17 protein-coding genes are annotated in these 13,340 nt (G+C 64.2%); 4 read left to right on the forward strand and 13 right to left on the reverse strand.

The genetic code is table 11. The features are described from left to right. Positions 1-15 precede the first annotated feature (15 nt). The 5 genes from infA to xseA all read right to left on the reverse strand — a co-directional run bounded on the left by infA (position 16) and on the right by xseA (position 2,958). On the reverse strand, positions 16-276 hold the full coding sequence (gene infA, locus EL335_RS04295; RefSeq protein WP_126444427.1) for a translation initiation factor IF-1: 261 nt from the start codon (positions 274-276) through the stop codon (positions 16-18). Positions 277-365: 89 nt separating this feature from the next. Continuing rightward, complete coding sequence (locus tag EL335_RS04300; RefSeq protein ID WP_126444429.1) at positions 366-572, reverse strand: cold-shock protein; 207 nt, start codon at positions 570-572, stop codon at positions 366-368. 56 nt (positions 573-628) lie between these two features. Next, a complete protein-coding gene (locus tag EL335_RS04305; protein WP_126444431.1) occupies positions 629-850 on the reverse strand; it encodes a hypothetical protein in 222 nt (73 codons plus the stop codon). Positions 851-1,047: 197 nt separating this feature from the next. Beyond that, positions 1,048-1,632, reverse strand: coding sequence for a superoxide dismutase (locus tag EL335_RS04310; RefSeq protein WP_126444433.1), 585 nt, complete (start codon positions 1,630-1,632; stop codon positions 1,048-1,050). A 60-nt stretch (positions 1,633-1,692) separates the two neighbouring features. Continuing rightward, entirely contained in the window at positions 1,693-2,958 is a 1,266-nt protein-coding gene (gene xseA, locus EL335_RS04315) for an exodeoxyribonuclease VII large subunit (protein ID WP_284155444.1), read from the reverse strand. A gap of 330 nt (positions 2,959-3,288) precedes the next feature. Here xseA and EL335_RS04320 point away from each other — a divergent pair, with 330 nt between their 5' ends. Further along, positions 3,289-5,265, forward strand: coding sequence for an SEL1-like repeat protein (locus EL335_RS04320; protein ID WP_126444437.1), 1,977 nt, complete (start codon positions 3,289-3,291; stop codon positions 5,263-5,265). Here EL335_RS04320 and EL335_RS04325 read toward each other — a convergent pair. After that, positions 5,258-6,586 carry an ATP-binding protein gene (locus tag EL335_RS04325; RefSeq protein WP_126444439.1) on the reverse strand — a complete coding sequence of 443 codons (1,329 nt, stop codon included), beginning with the start codon at positions 6,584-6,586 and terminating at the stop codon, positions 5,258-5,260. The two genes, EL335_RS04320 and EL335_RS04325, sit on opposite strands and share 8 nt — an antisense overlap. Beyond that, a complete protein-coding gene (ompR, locus tag EL335_RS04330; protein WP_126444441.1) occupies positions 6,552-7,295 on the reverse strand; it encodes an osmolarity response regulator transcription factor OmpR in 744 nt (247 codons plus the stop codon). Before ompR ends, EL335_RS04325 begins: the two co-directional genes overlap by 35 nt. Positions 7,296-7,645: 350 nt before the next feature. On the opposite strand from ompR, the gene EL335_RS04335 reads away from it, so the two are divergent. Both EL335_RS04335 and EL335_RS04340 read left to right on the forward strand, forming a co-directional pair. After that, positions 7,646-7,921 carry a hypothetical protein gene (locus EL335_RS04335; protein ID WP_126444443.1) on the forward strand — a complete coding sequence of 92 codons (276 nt, stop codon included), beginning with the start codon at positions 7,646-7,648 and terminating at the stop codon, positions 7,919-7,921. A 96-nt stretch (positions 7,922-8,017) separates the two neighbouring features. Beyond that, positions 8,018-8,383 (forward strand): TusE/DsrC/DsvC family sulfur relay protein, encoded by a 366-nt coding sequence (locus EL335_RS04340; RefSeq protein WP_126444445.1) that lies wholly within the window; start codon positions 8,018-8,020, stop codon positions 8,381-8,383. Here EL335_RS04340 and EL335_RS04345 read toward each other — a convergent pair whose 3' ends face one another. Genes EL335_RS04345 through EL335_RS04365 form a run of 6 tightly spaced genes read right to left on the reverse strand, consistent with a single transcriptional unit; the run spans position 8,384 to position 12,468 of the window. Beyond that, positions 8,384-9,166: an energy-coupling factor ABC transporter ATP-binding protein gene (locus tag EL335_RS04345; protein WP_126444447.1), complete on the reverse strand. Its 783-nt coding sequence runs from the start codon at positions 9,164-9,166 to the stop codon at positions 8,384-8,386. Then, positions 9,166-9,723: an ABC transporter permease gene (locus EL335_RS04350; protein WP_284155445.1), complete on the reverse strand. Its 558-nt coding sequence runs from the start codon at positions 9,721-9,723 to the stop codon at positions 9,166-9,168. Before EL335_RS04350 ends, EL335_RS04345 begins: the two co-directional genes overlap by 1 nt. Beyond that, positions 9,711-10,352, reverse strand: coding sequence for an energy-coupling factor ABC transporter permease (locus EL335_RS04355; protein ID WP_126444449.1), 642 nt, complete (start codon positions 10,350-10,352; stop codon positions 9,711-9,713). The genes EL335_RS04350 and EL335_RS04355 overlap by 13 nt, the downstream gene beginning before the upstream one ends. A 15-nt stretch (positions 10,353-10,367) precedes the next feature. Next, entirely contained in the window at positions 10,368-11,345 is a 978-nt protein-coding gene (locus EL335_RS04360) for a transporter (protein ID WP_126444451.1), read from the reverse strand. Next, positions 11,342-11,761, reverse strand: a complete 420-nt coding sequence (locus tag EL335_RS14290; protein ID WP_172600028.1) for an ABC transporter permease — start codon at positions 11,759-11,761, stop codon at positions 11,342-11,344. The genes EL335_RS04360 and EL335_RS14290 overlap by 4 nt, the downstream gene beginning before the upstream one ends. After that, entirely contained in the window at positions 11,758-12,468 is a 711-nt protein-coding gene (locus EL335_RS04365; RefSeq protein WP_126444453.1) for a DUF4198 domain-containing protein, read from the reverse strand. The genes EL335_RS14290 and EL335_RS04365 overlap by 4 nt, the downstream gene beginning before the upstream one ends. Before the next feature lie 92 nt (positions 12,469-12,560). On the opposite strand from EL335_RS04365, the gene EL335_RS04370 reads away from it, so the two are divergent. Beyond that, positions 12,561-13,337, forward strand: a complete 777-nt coding sequence (locus tag EL335_RS04370; protein ID WP_126444455.1) for an MlaE family ABC transporter permease — start codon at positions 12,561-12,563, stop codon at positions 13,335-13,337. Positions 13,338-13,340: the final 3 nt, after the last annotated feature.

Consider the following 13,340-nt stretch of genomic DNA (forward strand, 5'->3'; position numbering starts at 1 on the left):
CAAGCCGCGCTGCCGTCAATACTTCCGGCGGCGTGGCGCGGCAGGTGTTGCGCGTGCTTCGAGGTGACGGAAGATGATGCGTCCCTTGCTCAGGTCATAAGGCGACAGCTCCAGCGAGACCTTGTCGCCGGCCAGGATGCGGATGTGGTGCTTGCGCATCTTCCCGGCGCTGTAGGCCACCAGATCATGGCCGTTGTCGAGGGTGACGCGATAACGCGAATCGGGCAGCACTTCCATCACCACGCCGTTCATTTCGATGAGTTCTTCTTTGGCCATCAGGGTTCTTTCATGGCGAGAAAAAAGCCCGGGAGGGCCCGGGCTCGGTAAGATCGCCGGCCAGCCGCTGAGACTGGCTGGGCAAGACCTTAGTCGATCGGCCGAATGTTCGACGCCTGCTGACCCTTGGGGCCGCGGGTGACGTCGAAATTGACGCGCTGACCTTCGCGCAGCGTCTTGAAGCCGCTCGTCTGGATTGCGGAAAAATGGGCGAAAAGATCATCGCCGCCGGCCTCCGGGGTGATGAAACCGAAGCCCTTGGAATCGTTGAACCACTTCACTGTACCTGTTGCCATGTCTTGAATATCCTGAAAAAACAAAAATTGGGGTTGCCCCCGTACTGGGGCGAAACTCAAGACAGCGGGTGGTGCAGGGGAAGGACGGCGACCGGGAACCGGTTCGCGAGTACAAGACCAGACAACAACGACACTACTTGAAAATCGCTGGATCGGACTATGCGCGCTTTCGCAAGGAAATGCAACGAATAATTTGTAACAGTGAGGTTCCCTCGGGTTTTCGTTTGCCAATCGGCGCCCTTGAGTTCGGCATGGATGGCGCGGATCAGCGCCAGCATCCGCGCATCCGTCAGGCGCCTGCGCTGCGCCGATCTGCTCCGGCGTCGCCACCTTGGTCTGAGGCCCATTGAGCTTCCCGGCATCGAATGTCTTGACCCGGTTGCGCAGCGTCTGCTCGCTCAACCCCGGCTGTTCGGGGGAAGCCCACAAAACGAAACGGGCGCCGCGGCGCCCGTTTTCTCGAAGCTGCGTGGGATTACGCGAAGTTCTTTTCGGCGAATTCCCAGTTCACCAGATGGTTGAGGAAGGTCTCGACGAACTTCGGGCGCAGATTACGGTAATCGATGTAGTAGGCGTGTTCCCAGACGTCGATGCACAGCAGCGGCTTGTCGCCCGTGGTCAGCGGGGTACCCGCGGCGCCCATGTTCACGATATCGACCGAGCCATCGGCCTTTTTCACCAGCCAGGTCCAGCCCGAGCCGAAATTGCCGACCGCGGACGCCTGGAAGGCCTTCTTGAACTCGTCGACCGAACCCCACTTCTTGTTGATCGCCTCGAGCAGCGCACCGCTCGGGGCGCCGCCGCCGTTCGGCTTCATGCAGTTCCAGAAGAAGCTGTGGTTCCAGACCTGGGCGGCATTGTTGTAGATGCCGCCGGCAGGCGCTTTCTTGACGATCGATTCGAGGTCGAGGTTTTCGTATTCGGTGCCCTTGATCAGGTTGTTCAGATTGGTGACGTAAGCCTGATGGTGCTTGCCGTAGTGGTAGTCGAAGGTTTCCTCGGACATATACGGCGTCAGGGCGTTTTTCGGATAGGGCAGGGGGGGGAGGGTGTGTTCCATGTCGTTCTCCTGTTCATTGGGGTTGAAGTCTCATGAGCCATGTGGTGCTCGCACATGATTTTACAAGTCGCCGGCCGGCGTGATCGTCTCGATGCGGCCACTGGCCGAGCCGCGGGCGAACTGTAACTCGATACGTTCACCAGGTGCGAGATGGCTGGCATCCCGCACGATGGCGCCATCGACCTGACGCACGATGCTGTAGCCGCGCGCGAGCGTGGAAAGCGGCGATAGCCCCGACAGCGCGCCCTGGCAGCGGGAGAGGCTTTTTTGGCAGCGGGAGAGCCTCTCGTTGATGGCTTGGCGGATGCGGTGTTCCAGCGAGCCGAGACGGGATTGCTGTGCCAAGCGTCGTTCGATCGCCGCGTGCAGGCGGTGGCCGAGCGATTCCAGCCGTTGGCGTCCGGCGGCGAGCCGCTGGGCCGGATGAATGAGGCGCAGGGCCAGCCGATCGACTGCCTGCATGCGGCCCTCCAGCGCCGTGCGCAATGTTCGCTGCAAGGTGGTGACGAGCGTGGCGAGCTCCCTGGCCGCTGCATGCCAGCCGGCGCTTGCCAGCTCGGCCGCGGCGGTGGGGGTTGCGGCCCGCTGGTCGGCGACGAGGTCGGCGATCGTCGTATCGGTCTCGTGGCCGATGCCGGCGATGATGGGCATCGGCGCGGCGGCGATCTGCCGCGCCACCGTTTCGTCGTTGAAGGCCCAGAGGTCTTCGAGACTGCCGCCGCCGCGCACGAGCAGCAGCAGATCGCATTCGGCGCGGGCATACGCGGTGGAAAGCGCGGCGACGATCGCGGCCGGTGCCTCGGCGCCTTGGACCAGGGTCGGATAGACGATCAGCTCGACATGTCTTGCCCGCCGCGCGAAGGCGGCGAGCACATCGGACAGTGCCGCGGCCTGGGGGGAGGTGACGATGCCGACCCGGCGCGGATACGCTGGCACGGGTTTTTTCCGTGAAGCATCGAGCAGTCCTTCGCGGCCGAGCTTGTCGCGCAGCTGCAGGAAGCGTTCGTAGAGGCGGCCAAGGCCGGCGCGGCGCAGAGCTTCGACGTTGAGCTGGAATTCGCCACGTGCCTCGTAGAGTGTGACGAGTGCCTGGGCTTCGACCTGCTGGCCGTTTTCGAGACGCCAGGGCAACGATTGGGCACGCGAGCGGAACATCACGCAGCGCACCTGCGCTCGATCGTCCTTCAGGGAGAAATACAGGTGCCCGGAGGCGGCGGACGTCAGGTTGGAAATCTCGCCGCTGACCCACAACAGCGGGAAATGCCGTTCGATCAGCTGACGGGCGGCGCGATTGAGCTCACTGACGGTGAGGATTTCTGCGTTCAATTGGCGCGAAAATGGGGTCAAAATGGCAGATGCAGGCGCTTTGCGAATGCTACCTCATCCACAATCGCGTTTCGTCTCCGAAACATTTCCCGACAGGTGACCCAAGTGCCGCCCAAAACCCGGGGTATCCATATAAGTCATTGATTAATAACGATAAATATTTTGGTCAGTTTTGCGACGAAGTAACAAAAGTCCTTTTCCGTAGGCTACTTAGGAGCATGATGCGCAAACGATTCACAAAGTTATCCACAAATTTTGGGGATAATTCGAACAGCCGCCGTTTCCGGCCGCTGACTTCGTTCGGCGAGCCTTTCTGATTTTTTCCTGCCGATGAACCTCGTCCCGCTGGAAACCCCTGCGCTGCTCGGCTTGTTTCGCGAAGCCCTCGATGGCAGCCTGATCGAGCGCGGCATCGCCGAAGGGCTCGATCTCATCGGGCATGCCGATACTTTCTGGCAGAGTGTCGAGGCGTCGGAATTGCAACGCATGGCGCAGGGCGGCAATCCTCACGCCCAAGCGGAGCTGGCCTGGCGTTGCGCGCTCGGCAAGGAAACGCCACCATCGGCGCAGGATGCGGTGCGCTGGGCGACACGCAGCGCGCAGCGCCAATGCCCGGCCGGCTACGCGGTTCTCGGTTGGCTGCTCTATCAGGGCATCGGGCTGCCGCGCGATTTCCGTGAAGCGGCGGCGCTCTTCGAGCGGGCCGCGCAGCAGCAGGATGGCCGCGGCGCGACCTGGTTCGCGCTCTGCCTGCTGCGCGGGCATGGCGTGGCTGCGGACAGCGAGCGCGGGCTGTCCTTGCTGCGTGAAACGGCCGAGCGCGGCAATCGCGAGGCGCAGTATTGGATGGGCAGATTGTCCTATTCGGGCGATTGCCTTCCCGTCGATTTCGCCGCGGCCGTGGCGTGGTTGCGCCGAGCCAGTGGGCAAGGCCATGCCGAAGCGTCCGATCTGCTTGCACGCTGCTGCTTTTTCGGTCGCGGCATCGCCCCAGACCGCGCCGAAGCCGTGCGACTGTGGCGCGAAGCCGCCCAGGCGGGGGTGCCGACGGCGATGTTCAGCCTGGGCCTTTGTCTTTATGCGGGGGAAGGGGTGGCAGTCGATCATGCCGAAGCGGTGCGCTGGCTGCGTGCCGCGGCACGGCACGGGGTGGTCGAAGCGATGACCCTGCTCGGCCAATGCGCCACCTTTGGCTTCGGCCTGCCCGCCGACCCGGCTGCCGGCGTGGCCTGGTATCGTCGGGCGGCCGCGCTGGGCAGCCGCGAAGCGCAGTTCGAGCTCGCCGAAGCCCATGCGACCGGCTATGGGCTGGTCGAGCGCGATTTGACGCAAGCCGTGCATTGGTGGCGCGAGGCGGCGAGCCGCAATCATGCGCGCGCGCAGCTCAAGCTGGGCCATTGCTACCGTTGGGGCGAAGGCGTCGAGGAAGACAAGGCGCTGGCGCTCGCCTGGTATCGGCGGGCTGCGGCCGGTGGCGAGGCGAGCGCCCACGTCTGGCTCGGGGAATGTCACGAGCATGGCGAGGGCGTGGCGGCCGATCCGGTCGCGGCGCGTCGCCATTACCATGAGGCCGCCACGGCAGGGCTTGCGCATGGCAAGGCCGAGCTGGGACGTTGTCTGCTGTATGGGATCGGTGGCCAGGCCGACATCGAGCGCGGCGAGACCCTGTTGCGCGAAGCGGCCGAGCAGGGCTGGCAGCCGGCGCTGGACGAGCTGGAACGTTATTGGTTCAACGAGGGCGAGCGTCATTTCCACGGCCGCGGCACGATCGTCGATGCCGCGCGTGCGCGCGAGTGCTATCGCAAGGCGGGTGAGCTTGGCCACCGGCGCGCCGCCTGGATGCTGGCCGAATGCCTGCGGCATGGTCTGGGCGGCCCTGCCGATGTCGTGCAGGCGGTGACCTGGTATCGCCGTGCCGCGATCCTGTTCGACGCCAAGCTGGCGCTTGCGGATCTTTATTACCACGGCGAGGGGGTGGCGCAGAATTACCGCGAGGCCTATCGCTGGTTCGCGCAGGCGGTCGAGCAGCACGAGGATGCCTATGCGCTCTACAGCCTCGGTTTCATGCTGCTTCACGGCCAGGGGGTGCGCCGCGATGCGAAGCGTGCTCTGAAGTATTTGCGCCGCGCGGCATTGCTCGGCGATCCGAACGCGCAGTATGAGCTCGGCTGTGCCTGGTATCGCGGCGTCGGCGGCACGAAGAATCCAAAGCTGGCAATGAAGTGGCTGCGCATGGCCGCCGCGCATGGACACGAGGCCGCGCGCGCCTTCCTCGAACGCATCGGCGAGGGAAAGAAGCTCAATTGACGGGCAGCACGATCCGGGCAGCCAGGCCCCCGCCTTCGCGGGGCAGGAGTTCCAGACGCCCGCCGTGGGCGCGGGCGATGCGCTCGACGATCGCCAGTCCCAGTCCCGCGCCGGCGGCGCCGGTGCGTGCCGCCTCGCCGCGCGTGAAGGGCTGCTTCAGGCGCTCGGCGTCCTCTGGGGCGATGCCGGGTCCGCGGTCGAGCACCGCGATGACGAGCCGGCCGTCTTCCCGCTCGAGCGTCAATTCCACCGCTGCGGTGCCGCCGCCGTGACGCAGCGCATTTTCGATCAGATTGACGACCGCCCGCCTAAGAGGCTCACGCTGGATCGGGTGCAGAAACTCGGCGCTGGCGGGACGGCACTTCACCTTGTCGCCATAGCGCGCGGCGATCTCTCCAAGCCACGGAGCGAGATTGGTCGGCTCCAGCGCGACGCTCCGCTGCGCCTTATGGCGCGCGAAGTCGAGGAACTGGCCGATGGTGCGATCCATTTCGTCGATGTCGGCGGCCATGTCGGCGCGCGCCTGCGGATCGCTGACCGAAATCTCGATCTCCATGCGCAGGCGCGCGAGCGGCGTGCGCAGGTCGTGCGAAATGCCGGCGAGCAGCAGCCGGCGATCTTCTTCGAGACGTTTCAGGCTCTCGCTCATCTGGTTGAAGGCGTGGGTGACGGCGACGATCTCGTCTGGCCCTTTTTCGGGCAAAGGTGAGGGTGTTTCGCCCTGGCCGAGCTTGCCTGCCGCGGCTTCAAGCGCTTTGAGCGGGCGCGAGATGCGCAGCACGATCAGCCAGGCGCCGGCGAGTGCGAGGAGCAGTACCAGCGCGCCCCAACCGAGCCATTGCAGCGGAAAGCGGCCTTCGAGGCGTTCGCGCGGCAGGGCGAGCCAAAACACGCCATCTTCGCCGGGAAAGAGGCGGAAGCTGACGAACAGCCCCGGCTCATCGTTGAGCTCGAAGGCAAGCCTTGTTTCGGTGCCGAGCCGCTCGCGCAGATCGCTTTCCAGATGACGCATCAGCGCTGTGGCTGGCGGTGGGACGATCCGGTCGTCGGCCTCGGCTGGATAGACATGCACGCCCTCGACGTCGGAGAGATCGGCGAGCACATCGATGCGTCGCTCCGGCCGCGCAGCGAGCAATGCGGTGCGCGTCAGATTGCTGATGCTGACGATCGTCTGGGCCAGCGCGTGGGCGCGCGGCTCGATTTCGGCCTGACGGAAGATCGCCAGCCAAGCGCCGACCGCCGCGAGCATCAGCGTCGCGATCAGCAGGAAAGCGCGCCAGAGCAGGCTATGCGGCAGCAGGCGCGTCGGGGACGAAGACATAGCCGAAGCCCCAGACCGTCTGGATGTGGCGTGGCTTGGAGGGATCTTCCTCGACGAGCTTGCGCAAGCGCGAGATCTGCACGTCGATCGCGCGGTCGAACACGCCATGCTCACGGCCGCGGGCGAGCTCCATCAACTTGTCGCGCGAGAGCGGCTGGCGCGGATGCTTGAGCAGCACGGAAAGCAGGCTGAATTCGCCGGTGGTGAGCATCGTCGTGCTGCCGTTGCGCCTCAACTCACGGGTGGCGAGATTCACCTCGACCTTGCCGAAGCGGACGATTTCAGGCGTGGGCGCGGGCGCGCCCGCCGGTATCCCGCTGGTGCGTCGGCGCAGGATGGCATGGATGCGCGCGACCAGCTCGCGCGGGTTGAATGGCTTCCCCAGATAATCGTCGGCGCCGAGCTCCAGGCCGATGATGCGATCGATGTCGTCACCCTTGGCGGTGAGCATCAGGATCGCGATGTCATGGTAAGCGTCGCGCTTCGCACGCAGCCGGCGGCAAATCGACAGACCATCCTCGCCGGGCAGCATCAGGTCGAGGACGATGAGATCATAGAGCTCGCGCTCGAGCTGGCGATCCATCTGCGGCGCATCACCCACTGCCTTGACGGTGAAACCCTGATCGCCGAGATAGCGCTCGAGCTGGCTGCGTAGCCGCACATCGTCATCGACGACGAGGATTTTCGGTTTGCGGGTCTCGGTGTTCATGAGGCGCAAGGATACCGCCTGAAATCTTTTCCGGATGTTGCCTGGGCTGCCACGGCAACGGATTGTTACAAAGGCAGGCTCGCCTGGGCAGTGCAGCGTCCTACAATGATCCTAAAAACCTCGGTTGGACGCGCCCGATGGTGCGTGGCGGCGGGTGCATGGCGCGGCGCGACGACGCAGCAGGCTCATGCCTGCAAGGAGGAGCAACAAAGCCAGGCGCGCGCCGGCGCGTGCCAGCGGGTGCGTAGCGGGGTCACCGACTCGGTGAGCGGGGGGTGTAGCAATCTATGATTTTCAAAGGCATTTTTTGCCTACAGGAGCGGTCAACTGAGGTTTTTAGGATGATAGCCATGAAAAAGCTCGCGGCTATTTTGCTGGGTTGGGCGGCAAGTGCGCTGGCGCAAGGCGTGCCGCCTGCACCGCCGCGTGCGCCCTGGCTCGATGAGGCGCCGCCCAGGATGCTGCGCGAACCCTCAGCGGAGCAGGCGCAGCGTTGGCAGCAGTGGCGTGACGAGCGTCATCGCGAGCACCGCGAAGCTTGGCGCGAGATGAGCCCTGAAGAACGCCGCGCATTACGCCACGACATCCGCGAGGCGGGCAGGATGTATCGGCGCGGCCCGCGCTGAAACTTTCCCTTGACTTCCTGGGTTCCTGTGCTTGACTAAAAACATAGTAAAAAAGTCGGGTAAGCCGACCCGTTCCAAGCCAAAAAGGAGGTCATCATGTACGACATCAACAAATTCATCGCCAATCCCTCGCTCGTCAATCACGATGTCGAAGGTTTCCTTGCCGATCTGCCGCACTGGTCGCCGCGTTTCGCCCACCAGCGCGCCGAAGAGGAAGGGCTGACGCTCACCGATGCCCATTGGGACGTGATCGTCCGTCTGCGCGAGCTGTATCGCGCCGAGGGGCCCGGATGGAATGCGCGTGACGTGACCCGAGCACTCGAGAAGGATTTCGCCGCAGCCGGCGGCCGTCGCCATCTGTATGCGCTCTTCCCGGGCGGCCCGCTGGCTCAGGGCTGCAAATTGGCCGGCCTGCCGCTACCGGAAGGAACGCTCGATCCCTCGTTCGGCAGCGTGCATTGATCAGCTGCTTGCCCAATCGTGGGCGTGCAAATGGGAGTGCTGCGTGCCGCCGTGCCGATGACGATGGCGGTGCGCCAGATGCGCTTCATCGAGTAGCGCGAGATTGCCTAGTGCCGCCTCGACCGGGCCGTCGAAGAGCATGCGACCCCGCTGACCCAGCACGATACAGCGGCTGCCGAGCTCGGCGGCGAGCGACAGATTGTGGGTCGCTGCGACTACCGTCACGCTCGATTCGATGATGAGATCGATCAGCCAGCCGACGCTGGCGGGATCCAGGCTCGCCGACGGCTCGTCGAGCAGCAAAAGTTTCGGCTCCAGCACCAGGATCGCGGCGAGCGCCACTTTCTGCTTTTCACCGCCGGAGAGCAGAAACGGCGGTTTGTCCAAGAGTTCTGTGAGCCGCAATGCAGCGGCCCAGTGTGCGACGCGCGCTTCGACGTCGGCAAGTCCCAGTTGCCGCGGCCCATAGGCGATTTCCTCGCGCACCGTCGGATTGAACAGCATCGCCTCCGGATGCTGGAAGAGCAGCGCGCACTCAGAGCGAAAGCGCCGCGCAAAGTGCCGTTCTCCCAGCGCCGACTTGGTGAGTGGCGTGCCCTCGTAATGAATTGTGCCCGACTGCGGTTCGATGAGTCCATTCATCAGCTTGAGCAGCGTGGACTTGCCGCAGCCATTGGCGCCCAACAGCACGAGCTTGTCGCCCGTGCGCACCTCGAGCGAGAGAGCCTCGATCACTGGCTGGTCGGCTTCCCAGCCGAAACGTATGTCATTGAGTTTCAGCATCAGTCGAAGGCGCCGCGCGAGCGCAGAGCCTGCGCGACCTCGGTCGATTGCGCCATTGCCTTGTCGAGCAAGGCAATGGCTTGAGCGCCGGCGTGATGGCGGCGGTCGAGGAGACGGGGACGCGCGATGTTACGACTATCGAAAGCCAGGCGAAAATCACCCAGCACGCGCTCGAAAGTGCGGATCTGGCCGATCGTCAGAGTGACCAGCCGCCGTGCGGTGGGCAGACCTTCGAGCGCCGCGAGGAGTTCGCACCGCGCGATGAACCAGAATCCGAGATAGGCCATCAGCAACACGCGCAGGTTGGCGAGCAGCAGCCAATCGACATCGATCCGGCCCTGCCACAGGCCGACCAGGACGACGCCGAGGCTCACCGACAGATCGAAGGCGAGGATGGCGATGAGGCTGCGGCTCAGGATGCGCCAGCGCGTTTTGCCGGCAAGCAGCAAAGCGAAGGCGAACCCAGCGGCGAGAAGCGCCGGCTGATGGATGAGCGTCGGCGCTGGCAGGACGGCAAGGTAGAGCAGGAGTTTCTGGCGCGGTGTCATGATGTCCATTTGCGCGCTTTCGCATAGCGCCAGACGAAGAGGGTGAGGGCTGCTTCGGCGAGGCCAATGAAGGCATGGGGGATCAGGATCGCCGGCAAGGTGATCGACCAGCCGAAGGGAAAGAAGAGCGGCGAGCCGTCGGGTTTATGGGCGATCAAGGGCTGCAGTCCCAGCACGAGGGCGACGACGATGCCCGGCAGCAAGACGGAAGCCCAGGCGGCGAACAGCACGGCAAAAGCCTCATTGACCCGCCGCAGCAGGCGGAAAACGATCAGCGCCGCGCCACTGCCGATGAACCCCATCGCCAGGGCGTTGACCGGCAGCGCGGTCAAACCTCCGGCGCCGAAGAGCAGCGCCTGCAGGAGCAATACGCCGGAATAGGCAAGGAAGGCGAGCCGCCAGCCGAAGAGCAGCGCGAGCATCGCGACACCGATCAGATGCGCCGAGGTGCCGCCGGGTAGCGGTAGCATCACCAGCCCCAGGCCATAGGCGAGCGCCGTGACCATCGCCAGCCGCGGCAGCAGCGTTTCATCCAGCCGCGATTTCAATCCGCGTGCCGCCCAGGCCCACGCCCCGACGGCCATCAGCGTGGCAGGCAGATAGGTCTGTGGCGAGAGAAAGCCGTCGGGGATGTGCATGGCAGAGGTCGGGGATCAGAAGAGGTAGGAGGCGGAAAAGATCAGCCGATATTTTTCCTTGCCTTCGGCGCCTTGCTGGTCGGCCGATTCGTTGAGACGGGTCCACACCGCTTTCTTGAAGCCGAAGGCGAAGCTCATGTCGTCCTTGTAGAGCCTCAGCCCTGGCATGAGATAGAGCATTCTGCCGCCGGTGGCTTCGGCAGGCGCACCATTTTCGATGTCGCGGCCCAGTTGCAGGTATTGCGCTTCGAGCACGCCATCGATGCGGAAGCGACTGTCCGGAATCGTATGGAGGCGCTGGGCAAGGCCGAGGTTGAGGCGATACTCGGTGCCGAACTTCATCGTCTGGCCGTCGTCGTAACGGTATTCCCGGAAACGGATCGCCGAGGCTTCGAGATTGAAGGTGAGATCACGCGCAAGCTGCTTGGTCGCCGTGACGCCGAGGCTGAGCGCCGGTTTGCCGAAACCGTGTGCTTTACCGGGATCGATCGTTCCGTCGGCGAGCCGATGGTTGGCGTTGCCGGTCGGCAAGGTGCTACCGAAGAACACCGTGAAATGCCAATCTTCCATGTCGTCGAGGCTTTCGTGCGCCGGCACGAGTTTGAAGCCGCCGTCGTATTTGAAGCCGATCTGGCCCATGACCGAGACATCGGCCCAGCCTTTCGAATCGAGCCCGCCGGGCTCGTCGATCTTTTCGTGGTAGGGCGCAAACAGATAGGCCGAAAACCAGGGGGTGAAGCCGTGGCCGAGCCCGACCATCCAGTAGTTCGCATAATCGCTTTCCGGATTGGCGGGATCCGGATCATAGGTCTTGAACTTCGCATGATCGAGCTTGGCGTAGGCGAGCGTCTTGCCGGCGGGCAACACTGCGGAACTTGCCGACTCGACCGGGGAACCCGGCCCTTCGAGGGCGGTAGCGCCGACACCGGCGACGCCGTGATGGGCAAGCGCTACGGCGGGCCAAAGCAGGAAGGAGATCATGAGGCGTTTCATCGTTTCCTCCTCAGGAAAAGTTGCCACAGGCCAAACAGGCCGAAGATCAGGGTGAAGCCGGAGAAGGCGATGAGCCAGCGTGGTTGCATGGGGGCGGCGGCTTTACTGGGCGCGCCGCGCGTGGGCACGGTGATTTCCTGGCTCACCCCGTGGCCGTCGGCGGAAACGGCCGAAAGTTGCCATTTCTCTTGCTGGCCCGGCAGGAAGACGATGCGCCCGGCGGCGTCGGTGTTGCCGACCTGCTGCGGCGTTTGTCGTCCTGCGGCGGTGAGGGCGTATTTCTCATAGGCGAAGGGCTCGCCGTTGGCATAGGTGAGCTTGATCACCACGGCTTCGGCGACGTCGATCTGCGTATGCACTTCGTGCGCCGCCACGGGCGGGCTCAGGCAAAGCAGCAACAGAAGAAAACGTTTCATTGCGGCAGCTCGAATTGCAGGGTCGTACCGAGGATTTCGACATCGGCCTTGCCGTCGGCAAGCGGCTGCTCGAGGCTGGCCGAGATGAGCTGCAGGCCGCCGTGGCGCAGGCGGATCGCGATCTGGCCTTGCGGGTCGGTCGTGCCGCGCGTCTCGCCGTGATAGGCCACTGGCACATTCGCCTGCGGCTTACCGGAAAGCAAGACCTGAACGACGAGTTTTTCACCGGGCTTGAGCGCGAATGGATCGGCCTGCGGCACGATTTCCAGAGCTTCGCTCAAAGGCTTCGCAAAGGGCGGCGCCCAGCGCTCGAGCCGCTTGATGGCTTCCTCGGACAGCCAGCTCTTGATCGCGCCGGGCGCTTCTGTCTTCGGCACGTTCCTCGTCTCCCACGGCGTCTTGCTCCAGTAGCCGGAAGAGGCGGTAATGACGAGCGCCGCGCACGCGCCGCTGGCCTTCCAGGGGGCGGGGCTCGTGATGGTGAGTGGGCGCCTGCCCCCTTGGGCATCGAAACAGGTGGCGGTGGTGACGAAATTCTTGCCATAGTCCATCGTTTCGGCGCCGGCATGGGCGCTGTGGCGATGGCCTTGATACAGAGTGAATTGCTGGCCGGATTTTTCGATCCACAGATCGTGGGCGAAGGCCGTAGGGACGGTAAGGCAGAGTGAAACGAGAATTGACAGGCTGAGGGGAAATCGCGAGTTCATCGCCGTCTAGTATGAAGAAAAGTATTTTTCATCATACTGATCGCACCGGGGAAAGCAACAGGGGCAGGCCGATCGGTTAAGATGGTTGCGCGATGAGCCAAGCCGATTCCTCCAAGCTTTCATTCCCGGTCCGGCTGCTGCGCGGTATCGAGCGCGAATGGCGCTTCGTGCGCTTCTTTGCGCTGCTATTGACCGCGGCGGTCAGCCCTGCGAGCCATCGTCCCGCCGTGCGTTTGGCCACGGCGCAGGCGCTGTGCTTCGCGGCCGGGCAGGCGCTGCCTGGCTATGCGCTGTTCTCGGCGCTCTTCGCCGCGGTGACGACGCGCATCGTCGCGGCGAGCGCTGCCAGTTACGGCCTTTCTCATTTGGCGCTCGAAGGCGTGGTGCGCGTCTTCGTCGTCGAGCTCTTGCCTTTGGCCGCCGCTTTGTTCGTCGCGATGCGCTCGGGGCTGGCCGTGCTCGATCATCTCGCCGGGCTGCGCGCACATGGCGAGCCGCTGGCCGTGGGTGATGCCTTCCTGCGCATCGTGCTGCCCGGCTTCATCGCCAACCTGTTCGCCACTGTGCTCTTGACGCTGGCCAGTACCTTGATCGCGCTTTTTGTGGCCTATCTGATCGTCTATGGCCTGACACCGTGGGGAATCGCCGGCTTTTCGAGACTCGTCGGTCAGGTGTTCGATCCGGTGACCCTGCCCGGTTTTCTGCTCAAGGCGGCCCTGTTCGGGCTCGCCGTCGGGGCGGCGCCGGCCACGGTGGCGCTCGATACGCCACGCCGCGCCGCCGCGGGCAGCGAAATGCGCGTGATGGCGCGGCTGTTTCTCTCGCTCGTGCTGATCGAAGGCGCGAGCCTCATCGTGCTGCATTTCTGAACC

Source organism: Sulfuricystis multivorans (assembly GCF_003966565.1).
Taxonomy (GTDB): domain Bacteria; phylum Pseudomonadota; class Gammaproteobacteria; order Burkholderiales; family Rhodocyclaceae; genus Sulfuricystis; species Sulfuricystis multivorans.

Excerpts from the sequence above, each read along its gene's own strand:
- EL335_RS04325 (WP_126444439.1), bottom strand. The coding sequence starts at position 6,586 with ATGTCTTCGTCCCCGACGCGCCTGCTGCCGCATAGCCTGCTCTGGCGC.
- EL335_RS14290 (WP_172600028.1), bottom strand. The coding sequence starts at position 11,761 with ATGAAACGTTTTCTTCTGTTGCTGCTTTGCCTGAGCCCGCCCGTGGCG.
- infA (WP_126444427.1), bottom strand. The coding sequence starts at position 276 with ATGGCCAAAGAAGAACTCATCGAAATGAACGGCGTGGTGATGGAAGTG.
- EL335_RS04320 (WP_126444437.1), top strand. The coding sequence starts at position 3,289 with ATGAACCTCGTCCCGCTGGAAACCCCTGCGCTGCTCGGCTTGTTTCGC.
- EL335_RS04310 (WP_126444433.1), bottom strand. The coding sequence starts at position 1,632 with ATGGAACACACCCTCCCCCCCCTGCCCTATCCGAAAAACGCCCTGACG.
- ompR (WP_126444441.1), bottom strand. The coding sequence starts at position 7,295 with ATGAACACCGAGACCCGCAAACCGAAAATCCTCGTCGTCGATGACGAT.
- EL335_RS04305 (WP_126444431.1), bottom strand. The coding sequence starts at position 850 with ATGCTGGCGCTGATCCGCGCCATCCATGCCGAACTCAAGGGCGCCGAT.
- EL335_RS04365 (WP_126444453.1), bottom strand. The coding sequence starts at position 12,468 with ATGAACTCGCGATTTCCCCTCAGCCTGTCAATTCTCGTTTCACTCTGC.
- EL335_RS04345 (WP_126444447.1), bottom strand. The coding sequence starts at position 9,166 with ATGCTGAAACTCAATGACATACGTTTCGGCTGGGAAGCCGACCAGCCA.
- EL335_RS04370 (WP_126444455.1), top strand. The coding sequence starts at position 12,561 with ATGAGCCAAGCCGATTCCTCCAAGCTTTCATTCCCGGTCCGGCTGCTG.
- EL335_RS04360 (WP_126444451.1), bottom strand. The coding sequence starts at position 11,345 with ATGAAACGCCTCATGATCTCCTTCCTGCTTTGGCCCGCCGTAGCGCTT.
- EL335_RS04340 (WP_126444445.1), top strand. The coding sequence starts at position 8,018 with ATGTACGACATCAACAAATTCATCGCCAATCCCTCGCTCGTCAATCAC.
- EL335_RS04300 (WP_126444429.1), bottom strand. The coding sequence starts at position 572 with ATGGCAACAGGTACAGTGAAGTGGTTCAACGATTCCAAGGGCTTCGGT.
- EL335_RS04355 (WP_126444449.1), bottom strand. The coding sequence starts at position 10,352 with ATGCACATCCCCGACGGCTTTCTCTCGCCACAGACCTATCTGCCTGCC.
- EL335_RS04350 (WP_284155445.1), bottom strand. The coding sequence starts at position 9,723 with ATGGACATCATGACACCGCGCCAGAAACTCCTGCTCTACCTTGCCGTC.
- EL335_RS04335 (WP_126444443.1), top strand. The coding sequence starts at position 7,646 with ATGAAAAAGCTCGCGGCTATTTTGCTGGGTTGGGCGGCAAGTGCGCTG.